The sequence below is a fragment of the Geodermatophilus sp. SYSU D00079 genome (assembly GCF_054050635.1).
Genome location: NZ_JBJGZS010000025.1, coordinates 1 through 19,664, shown reverse-complemented (window position 1 = coordinate 19,664; position 19,664 = coordinate 1). Strand labels below are relative to the sequence as shown.

Here is a 19,664-nt window from a genome sequence, read left to right as displayed (position 1 = left end):
CAACGCGCCGCCGGGACGCTCCGGCCGTTCCGGTTCGACTGTCCCGGAACGCCCCCGTGCGCGATGATCGGACGGCGTCGACAGGCTCACTCCGGGTGGCTCGGCGCCGGCGAGGTCGCGCATGGTCAGGTCGCACACCGCTCAGGCGGCACGGGGGCGCCCCCGCCGCCGGCTGCGCGCCGCCGGTCTGCTGCTCCTCTCCCTCCCGCTGGCCGGGGCCCTCGTCGCCGCCCTGCTGACCCCCTGGATCGTGGCCCCGGGCGTGCTCGCCAGCAGCTCCGCCCAGCTCCTGGCGCCGCTCCCGGTGGAGCTGACCGACGCCACGCCGGCGGGCAACACCGTCGTCCTCGCCGCCGACGGGTCGGTGGTCACGTACTTCTACCGGAACAACCGGACGCCCGTGGCCGCCGACCGGATCGCCGACGTCATGGAGCAGGCGCTGGTCGACATCGAGGACTCGCGCTTCTACGAGCACAAGGGCCTCGACGTCGAGGGCACGCTGCGCGCCCTGGTCCGCAACGCCACCGCGGGGTCGGTGCAGGAGGGCGGGTCGACCATCACCCAGCAGCTGGTCAAGCAGACCCTGCTGCAGACCGCGGTCACCCCGGAGGACCGGCAGGCCGCGATCGAGCAGACGCTGGGCCGCAAGCTGCGGGAGGCCCGCCTGGCGCTGGCCCTGGAGGAGACGTACTCCAAGGAGGAGATCCTCACCCGCTACCTGAACATCGTGTACTTCGGCGAGGGCGCCTACGGGGTGCAGGCCGCGGCCCAGGCCTACTTCGGGGTGGACGCCGCCGACCTCACCCTCCCGCAGGCGGCCATGCTCGCCGGGCTGGTGCAGAACCCCGCGAACGACAGCCCGCTGGCCGATCCGGAGCGTGGCCGCGAGCGGCGCGACCAGGTGCTCCAGCGCATGCACGAACTCGGCCACATCACCGACCAGGAGCTGGCCGACGTCACCGCCCGGCCCGTGGAGACCGCCCCCGCCCCGGCCCCGCCCAACGGCTGCGTCAGCGCGTTCCTCGGCGGCTTCTTCTGCGACTTCCTCCAGCGCCACCTCACCGGGACCCTGGGCATCTCCCAGGAACGGCTCGAGGACGGCGGGCTGACCATCCGCACCACCCTGCGGCCGGACCTCCAGCGCTCCGGGGACGCCGCGGTGCTGGCCAGCCTGCCGATGGGCGACCCGCTCGCCGCGATCTTCACCGCCGTCGAGCCGGGCACCGGCCACGTGCAGGCCATGAGCGTCAACCGGGTCTTCGGCTACGACGCCGACGACCCGGCGCAGGAGTCGGTGAACCTCAACGTGGTCGCCAGCCAGGGCGCCGGCTCCACCTACAAGGTGTTCGTCGCCGCCGCGGCCCTGGAGCGCGGGTTCGCACCCTTCCACGTCATCACGACCTCGAGCCCCTACGTGTCCAGCGTCTACCGCAACGGCGCGGCCCCCTACACCGTCGAGAACGTCGGGGACATGCCGCCGACCCTCACCATGGCCGAGGCGCTGGTGCGCTCCTCCAACACCTACTTCGTGGCCCTGGAGGACCAGCTGGGCAGCGTCGAGGGGCCGGTGCGGATGGCGCAGCGGATGGGCCTGTTCTCCCTCGACCCGGTGGCCGACGAGGTGGTCGCCGAGAACCGCGGGTCGTTCACCCTCGGCGCCGAGGCCACCAGCCCGCTGGCGCTGGCCAGCGCCTACTCGACCCTCGGCGCGAACGGCACCCGGTGCGCGCCCACCCCGGTCACCGAGATCCTGGACCGGGACGGCCGCCCCCTGACCCGGGACGACGGGTCGCCGGTGCCCACCGGGGACGACTGCACCCCCGAGGCCGTGCCGCCGGCGGTCGCCACCACGCTGAACCAGATCCTGGTCGGCGACACCGCGCTGCCGATCGGCACCGGCACCCGCGCCGCCATCCCCGACCACCAGATCGCGGGCAAGACCGGCACCAGCCAGGACCGCTTCTCGGTGGCCTTCGTCGGCTACACCCCGGCCCACGCGGCCAGCGTGATGGTGCTCAACCCCAAGCGGAACCAGGACGTCGGCGGCTTCGGCGGCGGCCGGGGTGCCCAGATCTGGCACGACGCGATGCGGCCGGTCATCACCGCCGTCCCGCCCGTCCTCTTCCCACCGGCGGGCCTCCCGCTGGGGCCGCCGCCCCCGCCACCGCCGCCCTGACGCTCACGCGCCGGTCATCAGCTCCGCGGCCCGCTCGCCGATCATCACCGCGGTCGCGGCCGGCCCGCGCGAGGTCACCCGCGGCATGACCGAGGTGTCGACCACCCGCAGCCCCTCGACCCCGCGCACGCGCAGGTGCTGGTCGACCACGGCACCCGGGTCGCCGTCCGGGCCCATGCGCGCCGTCCCGGCCAGGTGGACGGCGGTGGCCAGGTGCCGGCCGATCCAGCGGTCCAGCTCGCGGTCGTCGGCCAGGACGTCGTCGGGCAGCCCGGTCCGCTCGGCCACCAGCGGGGCCAGGGACGGCGCCCGCAGCAGCTCGGCCGCCAACCGGACGACCTCCCGCATCCGCCGCCGGTCGGACGCCTCGGTGAGGTAGCGGTACTCCAGCCGCGGCTGCACGCGGGGATCGGGGGAGGTCAGGCTCAGCCGCCCGCGGCTGTCCTCGGCCTGCAGCGCGACGCCGACGAACAGGTCGTCGCGGCGCCGGGCGGTGTCGACCAGCCGGTGCAGCGAGGCCCCGCGCAACGCCCGCAGCGTGGCCCGCGGACGCCGCAGCGCGCCCGCGACCCCCGCGGAGGTCCGGTCCACCATCACCCGGCTGAACGGCTTGAGCCAGGGCAGCACCTCGAGATCCCCGGGCGTGCTGCCGCCGTCGGAGGTGGTGTGGAGGACCCCGTGCAGCGGGTGGAGGCCCGGCGGCATCGGCAGCCGGCGGGCCGGCCGGTAGGTCACGTAGAGGTCGGGGTGGTCGGTGAACCGGGCTCCCACGCCGGGCACGTCGGCCACCACGTCCAGGCCCAGCGCCCGCAGGTCGTCGGCCGGACCGATGCCCGAGAGCAGGAGCAGCTGCGGCGAGCCGACCGCCCCCGCGCTGAGCACCACCTCCCCGGCCCGCACGACGCCCTCGTCGGTCTCCACCCCCACGGCCCGGCCGCCCTCGACGACGACCCGCCGCACGTGCACCCCACCCCGCACCGTCAGCCCCGGGTGCCCCCGCCGCGGGGAGAGGTAGGCCATCGCGGTGTTGGTCCGCACGCCGTCGGCCACGTTCAGCGGCACCGGCCCGTACCCGGGGGCGCCGTCGGCGTTCTTGTCCGGCTCGGCCGGGAAGCCGAGCTCGGCCGCCGCGGCGGCGAAGGCGTCGGCCAGGGGGTGCCCGGCCCGCGGACGCCGGACCGGCACCGGGCCCGCGCTGCCGTGGCCCGGCCGGTCGCCGTACTCCCGGTCGGCCTCCAGGCGGACGAACGCCGGCAGCACCCGGTCGGCCGACCACAGGTCGTTGCCGTCGGCCGCCCAGCCGTCGAAGTCCGCGCGGGTGCCGCGGATGAAGTAGCCGCCGTTGAGCGCGCTCGAGCCGCCCACCACCCGCCCGCGCGGCACCGGGAAGGTGACCTCCTCGGTGAGCACGCCCGTGTAGTCCCAGTTGGCCGGGTGGCCGGGCACGGCGGCGCCCATGGTCGGGGCGTGCCGCAGGACGGCGGGGAAGTCCGCGGGCCGGGCGTGGTCGGCGCCGGCCTCCAGCACCAGCACGCGTCGGCCGGCGTCGGCCAGCCGGGCGGCCAGTGGCGCGCCGGACGTGCCCGCGCCCACGACCACGACGTCCCACTCGCGGGTCGTCACAGGCCGAGGACCCGCGGCAGGTCCAGCCGGCGCACCTTGCCGGTCGAGGTACGGGGCAGCTCGGCCACCGGGTGCAGGCTCTTGGGGCGTTTGGCCGGGCCCAGCCGCTCCCGCGCCCAGGCGGCCAGCTCGGCGGGCGCCACGGGGCCGACGTAGGCGGCGACCACCCGCTGCCCCCACTGCTCGTCGGGCACGCCCACGACCGCGCTCTCCACGACCCCGGGGTGGGCGTCGAGCACCGCCTCCACCTCGGCGGGGTAGACGTTGACCCCGCCGGAGATCACCAGGTCCTCCCGGCGGCCGTCCAGCCACACCACCCCGTCGTCGTCCACCCGGCCGAGGTCGCCGACGGTCACCCGGTCGCCGCGCCAGGCCGCCGCCGTCTTCTCCGGCGCCCGCCAGTACTCGAACCGCGCCCACGGCGGCACCGCGCACCACAGCTGCCCGCGCTCGTCGGTCTCCAGCCGCCGCCCGGGACGCGCCCGGCCCACGCTGCCGGGGTGCGCCAGCCAGTCGTCGGGGGAGCAGACGGTGAACTGGGCCTCCGTGGAGCCGTAGAACTCCCACACGCTGCCCTCGGGGAGGGCCGCCAGCACCGCCCGCTTGAGCGGCTCGGGGCAGGGCGCGCCCGCGTGCACGAGCCGGCGGAAGGAGGACCAGTCGACGTCGTCGCGGGCGGCCAGGCGCTGCAGGTGCGTGGGCACGCAGAAGGCCGTGGTGGGCCGCAGCGTGCCGATCGCCGCCGCCGCGCGGGCCGCGTCGAACGGGCCGGGCAGGAGCACGTCGCCACCGGCGAGCAGGGTGTGCACCGCGAAGCGCAGCGGCGCCGAGTGGTGCAGCGGGGAGAGGACCAGGTGCCGGTCCCCGGGGCCGAAGCCCCACAGGTCGATCTCCTCGGCGGCCAGCGCGCGGGCGTCGTCCTCGGCCAGCACGCCGGACCACACGCCCTTGCGCCGGCCGGTCGTGCCCGACGTGTAGTGCATCGGCCGGGCCAGCGGGACGTCGGCCAGCCCGGCCTCCGCCGTCCCGGTGAGCAGGCGGTCGGGCTCGCCGCCGACGTCCAGCCCCGGATCGGCGTCGGCGGCCAGCTCGGCCCGCTCGGCGGCCGGCAGCGCGGGGTCGAGCACCACCGGGACCACCCCGGTGCGCAGCGCGCCGAGCACCACGGCCAGCAGCGCCGGCGAGGAGGACGCCGACACCAGCAGCCGGTCCCCCGCGGCCAGGCCGGCGGCCCGCAGCGCGGCCGCCGCGCGCCGCTGGTCGCGCTCGGCGTCCGCGGCCCGGACCACCGCGACGCCGGTCACGGTGGCCACGGTCGGCTCCCGCGCGACGCTCCGCTCACGGCAGGCGCACCCGGTCCCCGTCGACGACCGCGTGCCCCTCGGCGGCGAGCTTGGCCAGCGTGGCCCGCGTCGACTGCGCCGCGGCCGGCCACACCGCCCGCGGCACCTCGGCGTAGACGTCGGCCACCAACTCGTCGACCGACCCCGCGCCGCGGGCGAGGGCGGCCAGCAGCTGCGACTCCCGGAAGGCCCGGTGGGCCAGGTAGAAGTCCAGGACCGCGCCCGGGTCCTCCGTCAGCTCCGGGCCGTGCCCGCAGTACAGCGCGCTGGGACCGAGGTCGTGCACCCGGCGCAGCGACTCCAGGTAGGCGAGCACGTCGCCCTCGGGGTGGGTGACGACCGACGTCCCGCGGCCGAGGACGTGGTCACCGACGAGCACCGCCCCGGACTCCAGCCGGAAGGCCAGGTGGTCGGCGGTGTGCCCGGGCGTGGGCACCACGTCCAGCGCCGTGCCGGCCAGCGCCAGCCGCTCCCCCGGCGCCAGCACCCGGCCGTCCGGGCCGGCGACGCGCGGGTCGGCGGCGGCCACCGGGACGCCGAACCGGGCGCCCCAGGGCAGCGCGGCCTCGGCGTGGTCGCCGTGGTGGTGGGTGACCAGGACGGCGACGCAGCGGGCGTCCCGGCCGACCAGGGCCGCCTCCACGGCCGCCAGGTGGGCCGGGTCGTCGGGGCCGGGGTCCACGAGCACGGCCTGGCCCGCGCCGGGGGCGCCCACCACGTAGGTGTTGGTGCCGTCGAGGGTCATCGGGGAGGGGTTGGGCGCCAGCACGCGGGTGACCAGGGGCTCGAGGTCAGCCGTGCGCGGCAGCTCGCCGGGCGCCGGGAGGTCCCAGCTGGTGCGCGGGTCGGCCGGGGTGTGCACGCCCGGCACCGTAGCCCGCGGCCGGCGCCGCGGGCGCGCGCAGCGGTTAGCGTTCGGCCATGCGCGTGCCCGCCTCCCTCCTCCGATCGGCCGTCGCCGGTGCCGCGGCCGTCGTCCTGCTCACCGCCTGCGGCGGGGGCGGGGACGACGAGCCGGCGGCCTCGTCGAGCACCGCGACGTCCTCGGCTCCGGCTCCCAGCGAGCCGGCGCCGACCTCGGCCCCGGACCCCGCGGCAGCGGAGTTCTGCTCGCAGGTGACGACGGCGTTCGCGACCTTCAGCGGCCTGCAGACGGCCACCCCCTCGGAGCTGGCCGCCAACCTGCCGCAGATCGTGGGCGCGCTGGAGCAGGTGGAGCCGCCGGCGGAGATCGCCGGGGACTGGGAGGCGTTCGTCGGCAGCCTGCGGCAGCTGGGGGCGACCGCGGCGACGCTGGACCTCAGCACGCCGGAGGGCCAGCAGCAGCTCGAGCAGGCCGAGCGGCAGCTCACCGAGGGCCTGGGCCCGGCGCAGACCACCCTGCTGAGCTACATCTCGGCCAACTGCGGGCTCGGCAGCGCCGCCCCGACCGGCTGAGGCAGGGCCCCTGCCCCCACCGTGGAAGAACCCCGCAGGGGCCGCTCAGCAGCCGCTGATGCTCACGCCGCGGGAGCGCATCCACGGCACGGGGTCGACCTGGCTGCCGTACATGGCCCCGCCCGGGTGCACCTCGAAGTGCAGGTGCGGCCCCGTCGACTGCCCGCGGTTGCCGACCTCGGCGATCTGCTCGCCGGCCACCACCCGCTCACCGGCCTGGACGAAGTAGCGGTTGACGTGGCCGTAGACGGTGACCGCGCCGTCGTCGCCGCGGATGTAGACCGCGTAGCCGAAGCCGGTCGCGGTACCCGCGCGCTGGACCACGCCGGAGTGCGCCGCGTAGATGGGCGTGCCGATCGGCGCGGCGATGTCCACGCCGCCGTGCAGGGCACCCCACCGCCAGCCGAAGCAGCTGGAGGTGCGGCCGGCCGTGGGCTTCACGTACGGGCCGGAGCCGCCCGACCCCCCGGAGGGCGCGGCGGACCGGGCGGCCGCGGCGGCGGCGGCCGCCTCCTCGGCGGCGCGGCGGGCGGCCGCGGCGGCGGCGGCCTCCTCGGCGGCCTTCTGCTGCTGCCACTGCTGGTAGGCGTCGCGGGCACCCTGCAGCTCGAGCAGCCGGATCTGGGCGGCCTGCAGCTGCTGGTCGTAGTCGGCCTTCTGCGCCGCCACCTGCTGGTAGGCGGCCTGCTGGGCGGCCAGCTGGCCGTCGGCGGCGGCCTTGGCCTCCTCCGCCGCGGCCTCGGCGGCGGCCATCTGGTCGCGCGCGGACCGGGCGGCGGAGTCGGCGTTGGCCTGCTGGACGCGGGCGACCTCGAGCTGGCCGAGGACGTCGAGCTGGTTGTCGGAGACGTACTCGATCATCGCGGCCCGCTGCACCAGCTCGGCCGGCCCCTCGGCGTCCAGCAGCACCGAGGCGGTGGAGAGGGTGCTGCCGTTCATGTAGCTGTCGCGGGAGAAGCCGGCGATGCGGGCGGTGGCCGCGGCGACGGCGTCGGCGGCGGCCTGCAGCTCCGCCGCCGTCCGCTCGGCGGCGGCCTGCGCCTGCGCGAGGGCCTCCTCGGCGGCGAGGTAGGCGGCGCCGGCGGCCTCGGCCTGGACGGCGTAGCGCTCCAGCTCGCCCTCCGCCGCGGCGACCAGGGCGGCGATCCGGCCCACCTCGGCGGCGGCGGCGTCCTGGGCCGACTGCGCCTGGCCGAGCTCGGTGTCGGTGGGGTTGGGGGGCGGGGCGGGCACGGCCCCGGCGGGCGCGGCGGTGCCGAGCAGGACCGCTCCGGTCACGGCGCCGGCGAGCAGGGCCCGCACGGCCCCGGCACGCGTCCACGAGCGGGGCGCCGCGGCCCCGGAGGGGACGGACGCGCGCCGACGGGGACGGCTGTGCAGCATGACGCTCCCTGGGGAAGAGGGGCGGGGGGCCGACGCAGCGTGGCACCGTCACCACAGGTGACGAAGCCAACACGCGGCTCAGTCGTCACACCGTGCACACGGAGCGCCTGCTCCCCTCCGGTCCCTCTTGTTCTCGTCACCCGTCGGGGTGACCTTGAGGCCTAGCTCCCCTCTTTCTCCGGCCGCGGCCGTTCCAGTTCCGTCGTCAGCTCCGCGAGTTCGGCACCGCCGGCCATGAGCCGGGTGATCTCCTCGACGCTGACCTCGCCCTTCGCGTAGTCCCCGAGGCTGCGGCCCCGGCCGAGCAGGAGGAAACGGTCCCCCACGGGGTACGCGTGGTGGGGGTTGTGGGTGATGAAGACCACGCCGACCCCACGGTCACGCGCCTGGGCGATGTAGCGCAGCACGATGCCGGCCTGCTTGACGCCGAGCGCGGAGGTGGGCTCGTCGAGGATCAGCACCCGGGCCCCGAAGTGGACGGCGCGGGCGATGGCGACCGACTGCCGCTCGCCGCCGGACAGCGTGCCCACCGGCTGGTCCGGGTCGCGGATGTCGATGCCCATCGCGAGCAGCTCCCGGCGGGTGACCTCCTTGGCCCGGGCGGAGTCGAACCGGCGGAACGGCCCGCGCCCGCGGGTCGGCTCGGCGCCGAGGAAGAAGTTCCGCCAGATCGCCATCAGCGGGATCATCGCGAGGTCCTGGTAGACCGTGGCGATCCCGGCGTCGAGGGCCTCGCGCGGTGCGGAGAACGACACCGGCTCCCCGTCGAGCAGCACCTGGCCGCGGTCGGGGCGGTGCACCCCGGCCAGGACCTTGATGAGGGTGGACTTGCCCGCCCCGTTGTCGCCCAGCACGCAGGTGACCTCACCGGCCCGCACCGTGGTGCTGATGCCGTCGAGGGCGATGACCGAGCCGAAGTCCTTGCCGACGTCGCGCAGCTCCAGCAGGGCCGGCGCCCCACCTGCCCCGGTCACCGCCGCGCCGCCTCGGCGTAGCGGCGGACCAGCCGGTTGGCGAGGACGGCGAGCAGCAGCATCACGCCGAGGAAGAAGTAGAACCAGTCGGCGTCCCAGCGCAGGTAGACGATGCCCAGCTGGGTCATGCCGAAGATGAGCGCCCCCAGCGAGGCACCCACCGCGGAGCCGAAGCCACCGGTGAGCAGGCACCCCCCGATGACCGCGGCCACGATGTAGATCAGCTCCTGGCCGATGCCGGTGTTGGCCTGCACCGAGGTCAGCCGGATCGCGAGGGTGGTGCCGACGAACCACGCCGCGGCGGCCGTGGTCATGAACAGCGTGATGGTGGTGCGCCGGGCCGGCACGCCCACGTTGCGCGCGGCGACCTCGTCCCCGCCCGTGGCGAACACCCAGTTGCCGAAGCGCGTGCGCAGCAGGACCCAGGTGGCCAGCGCGGTGAACAGCACCCACCACAGGATCGCCACCCGGAACTCCACCCCGGCGACCTCCAGCCGCGAGGCGAACACCCACTCGGCGCTGCCGTAGCCCCCGGCCGAGGCGATCCCGCCGGCGCTGACCGTGCCGGTGAACAGCTTGGTCAGGCCCAGGTTCAGCCCCTGCAGCATGAGGAAGGTGCCCAGCGTGATGATGAAGCTCGGCAGGCCCGTGCGGGTGACCAGCCAGCCGTTGAGGAAGCCGATCCCCAGCGCCAGGACCAGCGCGACGGCGATCGCCACCCAGATGTGCTGCCCGAGCTCCGTCGCGACGATCCCGACGGTCAGCGCCGTCGTCCCGGTCATCACCCCGGCGGAGAGGTCGAAGTGCCCGCCGATCATGAGCAGCGCGACGGCGACGGCCATGATCCCGAGCGTGGACGCCGGGTCCAGCCAGTTGGCCACGCCGCTGAGCGAGCGGAAGACCGACGACTGCAGCGCGAAGAACGCGAAGATCACCACGGCGCCGATGAGGGCGCCGAGCTCGGGCTTGACCAGCAACCGCCGCAGCGGGCCGACGGCGGCGATCCGCTCGTCGGCCCGCGGGGCGGCCTCGGTGGCGGCGCTCAGCGGGTGCCGGCCGTGGCCAGGTCGGCGATCGCGTCGACGTTCTCGGCGTCGACGATGCCGGGGCCGGTGAGCACCGGCTGCCCGCCGCCGACGGTGTTCAGGTTCTCCGCGTAGAGCTTGAGCATCACGATCGGCAGGTACCCCTGCTCGTACTGCTGCTGGTCGACGGCGAAGGAGATGTCGCCGGCCTGGATGCCGCTGATCACGTCCTGGTTGAGGTCGAAGGTGGCGATCCCGGCGTCGGAGCCCGCGTCGGACACCGCCGCGACGGCCACCGCGGCGACCGCGGAGTTCAGCGTGAGGACGCCGTCGATGCTCGGGTCGCTCTGCAGCTGCGAGGTGATCGTCGACTGCGCGCCCTGCAGGTCGTTGATGTCGACCTGCAGCGGGGTGAGCTGCCGCCCCAGGCCCTCCGCCGCGCCGGCGCAGCGCTGCTCGTGGCCGATGTTGCCGGCCTCGTGGATGACGCACAGGACGTTCTGCGCGCCGTCGGCGGCCAGGCGCTGGCCGGCGCCGCGACCGGCGATCACCTCGTCCTGGCCGACGTGCCCGATGGCGCCGAACTCCGCCGAGCGCTCCCCGCCGGAGTTGATGGTCACGACCGGGATCCCGGCGGCGACGGCGGCCTCGATCGAGTCCTGCAGGGCGTCGGGGTTGGCCATCGAGACGACGAGGCCGTCGACGTCCTGGTTGACCGCGGCGTCGATCAGCTGAGACTGGCGCTGCGGGTCACCGTCGCTCTGGTAGTCCACGGAGACGCCGAGGTCCTCACCCGCGGCCTCGGCGCCGTTCTGCACCACGTCCCAGAAGGCGTCCCCGGCCGAGCCGTGCGTGACGACGGCGAAGGAGAGGTCCCCACCGCTGTCGGCGGCGCCCCCACCACCACCGCCACCCCCGCCGTCCCCGCTGCCGCCCTCGGTGGTGCAGGCGGCGAGCAGCAACGGCGCCGCGACGGCCAGTGCGAGCAGTCGCTTGGGTGCAGCCATGGGTCCGTCGTCCTCCGGGTCGGTGGGGTGTCCGACCCAGGATCATGCCCGTCCGCGGGCACGGGCGCGGCGCAGACCCGCCTCCCGGGCACCCGGTCGGGCGACGGGCGCGTTCTACCCTCGCCGCGTGGACGTTCTCGGCTCCGGGCACGAACAGGTCGTCTTCTGCTCCGACCCGGGGTCCGGGCTGCGCGCGGTGATCGCCATCTACTCCACCGCGCTGGGCCCGGCGCTGGGCGGCACGCGGTTCTACCCGTACCCCAGCGAGGACGCCGCGGTCGCCGACGCCCTGGCCCTGTCCAAGGCCATGGCCTACAAGAACAGCCTCGCCGGGCTGGACCTCGGCGGCGGCAAGGCGGTCATCATCGGGGACCCGGCCACCGACAAGACCGAGGCGCTGCTGCGCGCCTACGGCCGCTTCGTCGAGTCCCTCGGCGGCCGCTACCTGACCGCCTGCGACGTCGGCACCTACAACGCCGACCTCGACGTCGTCGCGCGGGAGACCCGCTTCGCGCACGGCCGCTCGGAGGCCTACGGCGGCTGCGGCGACTCCTCGGTGCTCACCGCCTACGGCGTCTTCCAGGGCATGCGGGCCGCCGCCCAGCACCGCTGGGGCAAGCCCTCGCTCGCCGGGCGCACGGTCGCGGTGGCCGGCGTCGGCAAGGTGGGCAGCTGGCTGGTCGACCGGCTGGTGGAGGACGGCGCCGACGTGGTCGTCACCGACGTGGACGCCGCCGCGGTCGAGCGGGTGCTGGCCCGCCACCCCGCCGTCGACGCGGTCGCCGACACCGCGACGCTGGTGCGCACGCCCTCGGACGTCTACGCCCCCTGCGCCCTCGGCGGCGCCCTGGACGACGAGACGGTCGCGGTGCTGGAGGCCGAGATCGTCTGCGGCGGGGCCAACAACCAGCTGGCCCACGCCGGCACCGCCGAGCAGCTGCTGGCCCGCGGCGTCCTGTACGCGCCGGACTACCTGGTCAACGCCGGCGGGGTGATCCAGGTGGAGGACGAGCGGCACGGGTTCTCCTTCGCCCGCGCCGAGGCCAAGGCCGCCGGCATCTTCGACGTCGCCCTGCGGGTGTTCCGCAGCGCCGAGGAGCAGGGGGTCTCCCCCGCCGTCGCGGCCGACCGGCTGGCCGAGGAGCGCATGGCCGCCGTCGGCCGGCTGGCCACCATCCGCCTGCCGCGCTGAGGCGCCGCGGACGGACCGGTCCCCGCTGCGCATGCCCCCGGCCGGGGGACTGCGGGGGGAGACCCGTGCCCGTCGTGGATCCGTGTCGTAAGCTCGTGCGAGACACAGTCACTCAGTCGGGGTCGCCACGCGGGCCGTCCAGCCCGGAGCTGGGCTCCCGTACTCCGTAACGAGGGGGTCGAGCCGATGGGGCGCGGCCGAGCGAAGGCCAAGCAGACACGCGTGGCCCGTGAGCTCAAGTACAGCTCACCGAACACCGACCTCTCCGCTCTCCAGCGCGAGTTGGCCGGTTCACCGTCGTCGTCGTACAGCGCTCCTCACCGGGCGACCGACGACGACGAGGACGACGAGTACACCGACCGCTGGGCGGACGACGACTCGGACGACGACTGGGCCACCAGCCGTTGACCCGGGCACGCCCGCACACCTCGGTCTGACCGCACCGACACCGCCGCTCCCTCGGGGGCGGCGGTGTCGTTGCGCGCCGTCGCCGCCGGCCCGTGGGGCCGACGGCGCCGGGTCTCAGCGGTAGCTGCCGACCAGCCGTGCGCCGGTCTCGGCCGTCCGCTCCTGCACGCTGCCCGCGATCCAGGCCGGGACCCCGCGCGCGGCCAGCTCCGCGACCACGTCCCCGGCGACGTCCGGGGCCACCGCGGCGACCATGCCGACGCCACAGTTGAACGCCCGTTCGGACTCCGTCCGCGGCACCCCGTGCTCCTCGAGCAGCCGCACCGCCGCCGGCAGCGCCCAGGTGCCCCGGTCGAGGACGGCCTCCAGGCCGTCGGGGACCACGCGGGCGGTGTTGCCGGCGAGCCCGCCGCCGGTGATGTGCGCGTAGGCGTGCACCCCGTCGACCCCGAACCGCGCCACGAGGGCCAGGCAGTCCAGGGCGTAGATGCGCGTGGGCTCCAGCAGCTCCTCGCCCAGCGGCCGGTCCAGGCCGGCAGGGGTGGCGTGCAGGTCGAGCCCGGCGGCGGCGACCACGCGTCGGACCAGCGAGTAGCCGTTGGAGTGGAACCCGGAGGACGCCATCGCGACCACGGCGTCGCCGGCCCGGACGCGCTCGGGGCCCAGCACCGCGTCGGCCTCCACGACACCCACGGCCGTGGCGGCCAGGTCGTAGTCGTCGGCACCCATGAGGTCACCGTGCTCGGCGGTCTCCCCGCCGACCAGGGCGGCGCCGGCCAGCGTGGCACCGGTGGCGATGCCGGTCACGATCGCGGCGATGCGCTCGGGCACGACCCGCCCGCAGGCGACGTAGTCCTGCAGGAACAGCGGCTCGGCACCGCAGGCGACCAGGTCGTCGACGACCATCGCCACCAGGTCGATCCCGACCGTGTCGTGTCGGTCCAGGGCACGGGCCAGCGCGATCTTGGTGCCCACGCCGTCGGTGGACGACGCCAGCAGCGGCCGGCGGTACTTCGCCGTGTCGAGGGCGAACAGGCCGGCGAACCCGCCGAGGCCGCCCACGACCTCGGGCCGGTTGGTCCTCTCCACCGCCGCCCGCATGAGCGTGACGGCGCGCTCCCCGGCGTCGATGTCGACGCCGGAGGCGGCGTAGGTGAACCCGTCGCTCACGGGCGGGTGAGGGCGTCGTCGGCGCCACCGGGCACGGTGGCGCTGCCGGCCTGCTGCCCGGTCCAGCCGCTGACCGCGCGGGTGGCGTCCACCCGGCGGCCGATGCCCTCCAGGAGGTGCTTGCCCAGGACCTCGGTCTCGCCCAGCGGGATCGGGTACTGGCCGGTGAAGCACGCCGTGCACAGCCGGGTGGCCGGCTGCTCGGTGGCGGAGATCAGACCCTGCTCGGAGACGTAGGCCAGCGAGTCGGCGTTGATCGAGGCACGCACGCCGTCGACGTCCAGACCGTTGGCGATCAGCTCGGCGCGGCTGGCGAAGTCGATGCCGTAGAAGCACGGCCACTTCACCGGCGGTGAGGAGATGCGCACGTGCACCTCGACCGCGCCGGCCTCGCGCAGCATGCGGATCAGCGCCCGCTGGGTGTTGCCGCGCACGATCGAGTCGTCGACGACCACCAGTCGCTTGCCGCGGATGACGTCGCGCAGCGGGTTGAGCTTGAGCCGGATGCCCAGCTGGCGGATCGTCTGCGACGGCTGGATGAAGGTGCGCCCGACGTAGGAGTTCTTGACCAGGCCGAGGCCGTAGGGGATGCCGCTGGCCTCGGCGTACCCGACGGCGGCCGGCGTGCCGGACTCGGGGACCGGGATGACCAGGTCGGCGTCGACCGGGTGCTCCTTGGCCAGCCGGCGGCCGATCTCGACGCGCGCGGCGTGCACCCCACGGCCGCCGATCGTCGTGTCGGGGCGGGCCAGGTAGACGTACTCGAAGACGCAGCCCTTGGGCTCCGCGACCGCGAAGTGCTGGCTGCGCAGGCCGTCCTCGTCGATGGCGATCAGCTCACCGGGCTCGACCTCGCGCACGATCGAGGCGCCCACGATGTCCAGGGCCGCGGTCTCGCTGGCCACCACCCAGCCGCGCTCGAGCCGGCCGAGCACCAGCGGCCGCACGCCCTGCGGGTCGCGGGCGGCGTACAGCGTGTTCTCGTCCATGAACGTGAAGCTGAAGGCCCCACGCAGCTGCGGCAGCACCTCCATCGCGGCGGCCTCGACCGAGAGGTCGGGGCGGGCGGCGATGAGCGCCGTCACCAGGTCGGAGTCGGTGGTGGAGCTGAACGCGCCCCGCACCCCGGCGTCGGCGGCCTTGGCGGCCAGCTCGGCGGTGTTGACCAGGTTGCCGTTGTGGCACAGCGCCAGGCCGGTGCCGGCGTCGGTGGTGCGGAAGGTGGGCTGCGCGTTCTCCCACGTCGACGCACCGGTCGTGGAGTACCGGGTGTGCCCCACGGCCAGGTGTCCGTGCAGGCTGCCCAGGGTGGCCTCGTCGAAGACCTGGCTGACCAGCCCGAGGTCCTTGTAGACGACGACCGAGGCGCCGTCGGAGACCGCGATCCCGGCCGCCTCCTGACCGCGGTGCTGGAGGGCGTAGAGACCGAAGTAGGTGAGCTTCGCGACCTCCTCCCCCGGCGCCCAGACACCGAAGACGCCACAGGCGTCCTGGGGTCCGGGGGACTGGGGGTCGAGGTCGTGCGTCAGCCGTCCATCACCGCGAGGCACGGGGACCACGGTACCGGGGTGGCCGCCGCTCCCCGCCAGCCACGGGGTGACCGTGCCCACGTCCGGCACCCGGACCCGGGAACCGGGGCGGCGCCCGGGGCGTTGACCCCCGGCTGCGTCCGCCCGTCCCGGAGGTGCCCGTGACCGCCGTCCTGCACGCTCTCCCGTCCGCCGTCGACCAGGCCGAGCGGCTGATCGCCCTCGGTGCGCACGAGGTGGCCGGGCTGTCGGCCCGGGAGCTGCGTGGCTGTGCCGCCCGCGTCCAGGACGAGGCGGCACTCCTCGTCCTCTCCCCCGACCTGGCCCCCGCCTCCGCCCTCGCCCCGCGGCTCGAGCTCCAGGGCAGGCGCGGGTTCGTGGTGACCGACATGACCGACGTGGACGCGTTCGGCCCGATCGAGGGGGTCGACGTGCCCGCGGGGCCGGTCTACCTGGTGGCGGACCTCGACCGGGGCGACGCGATGGCCAACTGGAGCCCCGACGAGGCGCTGCCGGCGGTCACCGGTGCCGGCCGGACGCCGCTCACCCTCACCGAGGGCCTGCACTGGGTGCTGCAGGTGCCGGAGGTCCTCCACCGCAACCACTGCTTCATGACCATCGGCTCCCGGCGGCGGAGGGCCGACGGGCGGCTCGACGCGCGGACCCCGGCGCTGTGGATCAGCAACGGGACCGGCCGGGACGGCCGCGAGCGGCGGCACGCCCCGAAGGTCGGCTGGTGCTGGGCCGGCAACCGGCACACGTGGCTGGGCTTCGCCTCGGCCCGGCGGCGCGTGCCGGTCGCCTGAGCCGACGCCTCCTCCCCGCCCCGCGCGTGCGGGAGGCGGGGAGGAGTGGGCGCTCAGTGGATGTTGTCGGTCTCGGCGGCGACGGTGGTGTCGTCGCCGTGGCCGGTCTTGACCACCGTGTCGCCGTGCAGGGTCAGCAGCCGCGCCCGGATGGAGTTCAGGATCGTCGGCTTGTCGCTGTAGGACCGCCCGGTGGCGCCGGGCCCGCCGCAGAACAGCGTGTCCCCGGTGAAGACCGTGTTCAGGTCCGGGGCGTGCAGGCAGGTGCTGCCCGGCGAGTGGCCGGGGGTGTGCAGCGCCGTCAGCGTCGTCCCGGCGACGGTGAACGTCGTCCCCTCGGTCAGCTCCTCGTCGGGGGCGGCGTCGGGGTGGACGACGTCCCACAGCATCCGGTCGGCGGGGTTGAACCAGATCGGCGCCCCCGTGGCCTCGCGCAGGGCCACGGCGGCGGTGATGTGGTCGTTGTGCCCGTGGGTGAGCACGATCGCCTTCACCGTGCGGCCGCCGACGGCCTCGAGGATCGGTGCGGCGTCGTGCGGGGCGTCGATGACGAGCACCTCGCTGTCGTCGCCCACCAGCCAGACGTTGTTGTCGACGTCGAAGTCCTGCCCGTCGAGGCTGAAGACCCCGCTGACGACGGTCTTGTCGATCCGGGCACTCACTTGAAGACGACCACCGAACGCAGCACCTCGCCGTGGTGCATCTTCTCGAAGGCGGCGTCGACGTCGTCGATGCCGATGGTCTCGGACACGAAGTCGTCCAGCGGGAAGCGGCCCTGCAGGTACAGGTCGATCAGCATCGGGAAGTCGCGGCTGGGCAGGCAGTCGCCGTACCAGGAGGACTTCGTCGCGCCACCCCGGCCGAAGACCTCGATCAGCGGGAGCTCGATCTTCATGTCGGGGGTCGGGACGCCGACCAGCACCACGCGGCCGGCCAGGTCGCGGGCGTAGAAGGCCTGCTCGAACACCGCCGGGTGGCCGACCGCGTCGATCGCGACGTCCACGCCGAACCCGCCGGTGTGGCCCTTGATGGCCTCGACCGCGTCGGTGTCCTTGGAGTTGACGGTGTGGGTGGCGCCGAACTTCTTGGCCCACTCCAGCTTCCGGTCGTCGATGTCGACGGCGATGATCGTCGTCGCCCCGGCCAGCTTGGCCCCGGCGATCGCGGCGTCACCGACGCCACCGCAGCCGAACACCGCCACCGACTCGCCACGCTGCACCGCGCCGGTGTTGATCGCCGCACCGACGCCGGCCATCACGCCGCAGCCGAGCAGGCCGGCGGCGGTCGGCGGGGCGGCCGGGTCGACCTTGGTGCACTGGCCGGAGTGGACCAGCGTCTTCTCCACGAACGCGCCGATGCCCAGCGCCGGGGACAGCTCGGTGCCGTCGGCCAGCGTCATCTTCTGCGTGGCGTTGTGGGTGTTGAAGCAGTACTGCAGCTGGCCCTTGCGGCAGGCGCGGCACTCCCCGCACACCGCGCGCCAGTTGAGCACCACGTAGTCCCCGACCGCGACGTTGGTGACGCCCTCACCGACGGCGGAGACCACACCGGCGGCCTCGTGGCCCAGCAGGAACGGGAACTCGTCGTTGATCCCGCCCTCGCGGTAGTGCAGGTCGGTGTGGCAGACGCCGCACGCCTGGATGTCGACCACCGCCTCACCCGGACCGGGGTCGGGGACGATGATCGTCTCGACGGTGACCGGAGCACCCTTGCTGCGGGCGACGACGCCCTTCACCTCATAGGCCATGCGGGCAGCCTAGAACGGGCCGCGGATGCCTCCACGGCCGCTCCCGGCATGCGGAAGTCACCCTCAGGTGGTTGAGTTCGCAACGGAACGGTCACGGTCGCACTGCGGTACGTCCGGGCCGGACGTACCGTTCCCAGGGTTTCGTGAGCCCGTGCACACGAGGCACCCGGGGCGTCCCGGGGCACCCCTCGACCGGAGGTCCGTCCGTGGCAGTACCCAGTTTCCTGGCGCGCGAGCGCATCGTGGCCCGACCGGGGTTCAACCGGTGGCTGATCCCGCCCGCCGCCCTCGCGGTGCACCTGTGCATCGGCCAGGCCTACGCGACCAGCGTCTACAAGACCGCCCTGGTCGAGGACTTCGGCACCACGCAGACCGCGATCGGCATCGTCTTCTCCATCGCCATCGTGATGCTCGGCCTGTCCGCCGCCCTCTTCGGCACCTGGGTCGACCGGAACGGCCCGCGCGCGGCGATGTTCGTGTCGGCCTGCTTCTGGGTGACCGGCTTCCTCGTGGGCGGTCTCGGCATCGAGACCCGACAGCTGTGGCTGCTGTACCTGGGCTACGGCGTGATCGGCGGCATCGGCCTGGGCATCGGCTACATCTCGCCGGTCTCCACGCTGATCAAGTGGTTCCCCGACCGGCCGGGCCTGGCCACCGGCATGGCGATCATGGGCTTCGGCGGCGGTGCGCTGATCGCCTCGCCGCTCTCCCGGCAGCTGATGAGCTGGTACGACCCGTCCTACGACCCCGGCACCGCGGGCTCGGTGCCCAACGGCGGCGCCGTCGCGGCGCTGTTCTTCACCTTCGCCGCGGTCTACCTGGTCTTCATGATGTTCGGCGCGTTCATCGTCCGGGTGCCGGCCGACGGCTGGAAGCCCGCCGGCTTCGACCCCTCGACGGTCAAGCAGAAGGCGCTGGTCACCACCGAGAGCGTGTCGGCCAACAACGCCGTCAAGACCCCGCAGTTCTGGCTGCTGTGGGTGGTCCTGTTCTGCAACGTCACCGCGGGGATCGGCATCCTCGAGCAGGCCAGCCCGATGATCCAGGACTTCTTCCGCAACGGGGAGACCTCGGCTGTCGCCGCCACCGCGGCCGCCGGCTTCGTCGGCGTCCTGTCGCTGTTCAACATGGCCGGCCGGTTCGTGTGGTCCTCGACGTCGGACTTCATCGGCCGCAAGCCGATCTACATGGTCTACCTCGGCGTCGGCCTGGTGCTCTACGTCCTGCTGGCCACCGTCGGCAGCAGCGCCACCTGGCTCTTCGTCCTGCTGGCCGCGGTGATCATCTCCTTCTACGGCGGCGGGTTCGCCACCGTCCCGGCCTACCTGCGTGACCTCTTCGGCACCTACCAGGTCGGGGCCATCCACGGCCGACTGCTCACCGCGTGGTCGGCCGCCGGCGTCGCCGGGCCGCTGATCGTCAACAGCGTGCTCGACACCCAGGGCGAGCCCGGCTCGCTGGTCGCGGCCAACTACCGGCCGGCCCTGTTCATCATGGTCGGCCTGCTCGCGGTCGGGTTCGTCGCCAACCTGCTGGTCCGCCCGGTCGCCAGCAAGTGGCACGAGCCGCACCGCGACGGCCGGGCCGCCACCACCCCGACCCCCGAACGGAGCGCCACCCGATGAGCTCGCCCGCCCGAGAGCAGCAGCAGACCCACACCCCGGTGGGGTTCATCGCCTTCGCCTGGACGCTGGTCGGCGTCCCGCTGGCCTACGGGCTCTTCCAGACGGTGAAGACGGCGCTCACGCTCTTCACCGGCTGACCGGATCTGCACGGCGGACGGCGGGGGGGCCCAACGGGGGCCCCCCCTCCGACCATGGGGGTGGTTGGGTAAATTTTTTACC

18 protein-coding genes are annotated in these 19,664 nt (G+C 74.7%); 7 read left to right on the top strand and 11 right to left on the bottom strand.

Going from position 1 to position 19,664, the window contains the following annotated elements; all coding sequences use genetic code 11:
• Positions 1-121 precede the first annotated feature (121 nt).
• Positions 122-2,176: a transglycosylase domain-containing protein gene (locus ACI79E_RS17850; protein ID WP_456933905.1), complete on the top strand. Its 2,055-nt coding sequence runs from the start codon at positions 122-124 to the stop codon at positions 2,174-2,176.
• Positions 2,177-2,179: 3 nt separating this feature from the next.
• Here the strand turns inward: ACI79E_RS17850 and mftG are convergent, their stop codons facing one another.
• From mftG to ACI79E_RS17835, 3 genes are read right to left on the bottom strand one after another with little or no spacing between them, the layout of a single operon-like run.
• The gene (gene mftG / locus ACI79E_RS17845; RefSeq protein ID WP_456933904.1) at positions 2,180-3,799 is read right to left on the bottom strand and encodes a mycofactocin dehydrogenase MftG; all 1,620 of its coding nucleotides are present in this window, start codon (positions 3,797-3,799) and stop codon (positions 2,180-2,182) included.
• Complete coding sequence (locus ACI79E_RS17840) at positions 3,796-5,112, bottom strand: class I adenylate-forming enzyme family protein (RefSeq protein ID WP_456933903.1); 1,317 nt, start codon at positions 5,110-5,112, stop codon at positions 3,796-3,798. The genes mftG and ACI79E_RS17840 overlap by 4 nt, the downstream gene beginning before the upstream one ends.
• 25 nt (positions 5,113-5,137) lie before the next feature.
• Positions 5,138-6,004, bottom strand: coding sequence for an MBL fold metallo-hydrolase (locus tag ACI79E_RS17835; protein WP_456933902.1), 867 nt, complete (start codon positions 6,002-6,004; stop codon positions 5,138-5,140).
• A gap of 59 nt (positions 6,005-6,063) precedes the next feature.
• On the opposite strand from ACI79E_RS17835, the gene ACI79E_RS17830 reads away from it, so the two are divergent.
• Complete coding sequence (locus ACI79E_RS17830) at positions 6,064-6,579, top strand: hypothetical protein (RefSeq protein WP_456933901.1); 516 nt, start codon at positions 6,064-6,066, stop codon at positions 6,577-6,579.
• Positions 6,580-6,624: 45 nt separating this feature from the next.
• Here the strand turns inward: ACI79E_RS17830 and ACI79E_RS17825 are convergent, their stop codons facing one another.
• The 4 genes from ACI79E_RS17825 to ACI79E_RS17810 all read right to left on the bottom strand — a co-directional run bounded on the left by ACI79E_RS17825 (position 6,625) and on the right by ACI79E_RS17810 (position 10,968).
• Positions 6,625-7,857, bottom strand: a complete 1,233-nt coding sequence (locus ACI79E_RS17825) for a M23 family metallopeptidase (protein ID WP_456933900.1) — start codon at positions 7,855-7,857, stop codon at positions 6,625-6,627.
• 266 nt (positions 7,858-8,123) lie between these two features.
• Positions 8,124-8,936 carry an ATP-binding cassette domain-containing protein gene (locus tag ACI79E_RS17820; RefSeq protein WP_456933899.1) on the bottom strand — a complete coding sequence of 271 codons (813 nt, stop codon included), beginning with the start codon at positions 8,934-8,936 and terminating at the stop codon, positions 8,124-8,126.
• Positions 8,933-9,913 (bottom strand): ABC transporter permease, encoded by a 981-nt coding sequence (locus ACI79E_RS17815; RefSeq protein ID WP_456933898.1) that lies wholly within the window; start codon positions 9,911-9,913, stop codon positions 8,933-8,935. Before ACI79E_RS17815 ends, ACI79E_RS17820 begins: the two co-directional genes overlap by 4 nt.
• 65 nt (positions 9,914-9,978) lie before the next feature.
• Positions 9,979-10,968, bottom strand: coding sequence for a sugar ABC transporter substrate-binding protein (locus ACI79E_RS17810; RefSeq protein WP_456933897.1), 990 nt, complete (start codon positions 10,966-10,968; stop codon positions 9,979-9,981).
• 127 nt (positions 10,969-11,095) lie between these two features.
• Between ACI79E_RS17810 and ACI79E_RS17805 the strand changes: the two genes are divergently transcribed.
• Together ACI79E_RS17805 and ACI79E_RS17800 are read left to right on the top strand one after the other, a co-directional pair.
• Entirely contained in the window at positions 11,096-12,160 is a 1,065-nt protein-coding gene (locus ACI79E_RS17805) for a Leu/Phe/Val dehydrogenase (protein WP_456933896.1), read from the top strand.
• A 186-nt stretch (positions 12,161-12,346) separates the two neighbouring features.
• Complete coding sequence (locus ACI79E_RS17800) at positions 12,347-12,568, top strand: DUF3073 domain-containing protein (RefSeq protein WP_456933895.1); 222 nt, start codon at positions 12,347-12,349, stop codon at positions 12,566-12,568.
• Positions 12,569-12,682: 114 nt separating this feature from the next.
• Here ACI79E_RS17800 and purM read toward each other — a convergent pair whose 3' ends face one another.
• Positions 12,683-13,738, bottom strand: a complete 1,056-nt coding sequence (purM, locus tag ACI79E_RS17795; protein WP_456933894.1) for a phosphoribosylformylglycinamidine cyclo-ligase — start codon at positions 13,736-13,738, stop codon at positions 12,683-12,685.
• Positions 13,735-15,288, bottom strand: a complete 1,554-nt coding sequence (gene purF, locus ACI79E_RS17790; protein WP_456933893.1) for an amidophosphoribosyltransferase — start codon at positions 15,286-15,288, stop codon at positions 13,735-13,737. Before purF ends, purM begins: the two co-directional genes overlap by 4 nt.
• Positions 15,289-15,428: 140 nt before the next feature.
• Between purF and ACI79E_RS17785 the strand changes: the two genes are divergently transcribed.
• On the top strand, positions 15,429-16,073 hold the full coding sequence (locus ACI79E_RS17785; RefSeq protein WP_456933892.1) for a DUF5701 family protein: 645 nt from the start codon (positions 15,429-15,431) through the stop codon (positions 16,071-16,073).
• A gap of 53 nt (positions 16,074-16,126) precedes the next feature.
• On the opposite strand, the gene ACI79E_RS17780 is transcribed toward ACI79E_RS17785, so the two are convergent.
• Both ACI79E_RS17780 and ACI79E_RS17775 read right to left on the bottom strand, forming a co-directional pair.
• The gene (locus ACI79E_RS17780) at positions 16,127-16,735 is read right to left on the bottom strand and encodes an MBL fold metallo-hydrolase (protein WP_456933891.1); all 609 of its coding nucleotides are present in this window, start codon (positions 16,733-16,735) and stop codon (positions 16,127-16,129) included.
• Entirely contained in the window at positions 16,732-17,820 is a 1,089-nt protein-coding gene (locus ACI79E_RS17775; protein ID WP_456933890.1) for an S-(hydroxymethyl)mycothiol dehydrogenase, read from the bottom strand. Before ACI79E_RS17775 ends, ACI79E_RS17780 begins: the two co-directional genes overlap by 4 nt.
• Before the next feature lie 206 nt (positions 17,821-18,026).
• Between ACI79E_RS17775 and ACI79E_RS17770 the strand changes: the two genes are divergently transcribed.
• Together ACI79E_RS17770 and ACI79E_RS17765 are read left to right on the top strand one after the other, a co-directional pair.
• On the top strand, positions 18,027-19,445 hold the full coding sequence (locus tag ACI79E_RS17770; protein WP_456933889.1) for an OFA family MFS transporter: 1,419 nt from the start codon (positions 18,027-18,029) through the stop codon (positions 19,443-19,445).
• Positions 19,442-19,582 carry an MFS transporter small subunit gene (locus tag ACI79E_RS17765; RefSeq protein WP_456933888.1) on the top strand — a complete coding sequence of 47 codons (141 nt, stop codon included), beginning with the start codon at positions 19,442-19,444 and terminating at the stop codon, positions 19,580-19,582. The genes ACI79E_RS17770 and ACI79E_RS17765 overlap by 4 nt, the downstream gene beginning before the upstream one ends.
• The last annotated feature ends 82 nt before the right edge of the window (positions 19,583-19,664 follow it).

Excerpts from the sequence above, each read along its gene's own strand:
- ACI79E_RS17850 (WP_456933905.1), top strand. The coding sequence starts at position 122 with ATGGTCAGGTCGCACACCGCTCAGGCGGCACGGGGGCGCCCCCGCCGC.
- ACI79E_RS17830 (WP_456933901.1), top strand. The coding sequence starts at position 6,064 with ATGCGCGTGCCCGCCTCCCTCCTCCGATCGGCCGTCGCCGGTGCCGCG.
- ACI79E_RS17800 (WP_456933895.1), top strand. The coding sequence starts at position 12,347 with ATGGGGCGCGGCCGAGCGAAGGCCAAGCAGACACGCGTGGCCCGTGAG.
- ACI79E_RS17765 (WP_456933888.1), top strand. The coding sequence starts at position 19,442 with ATGAGCTCGCCCGCCCGAGAGCAGCAGCAGACCCACACCCCGGTGGGG.
- ACI79E_RS17810 (WP_456933897.1), bottom strand. The coding sequence starts at position 10,968 with ATGGCTGCACCCAAGCGACTGCTCGCACTGGCCGTCGCGGCGCCGTTG.
- ACI79E_RS17775 (WP_456933890.1), bottom strand. The coding sequence starts at position 17,820 with ATGGCCTATGAGGTGAAGGGCGTCGTCGCCCGCAGCAAGGGTGCTCCG.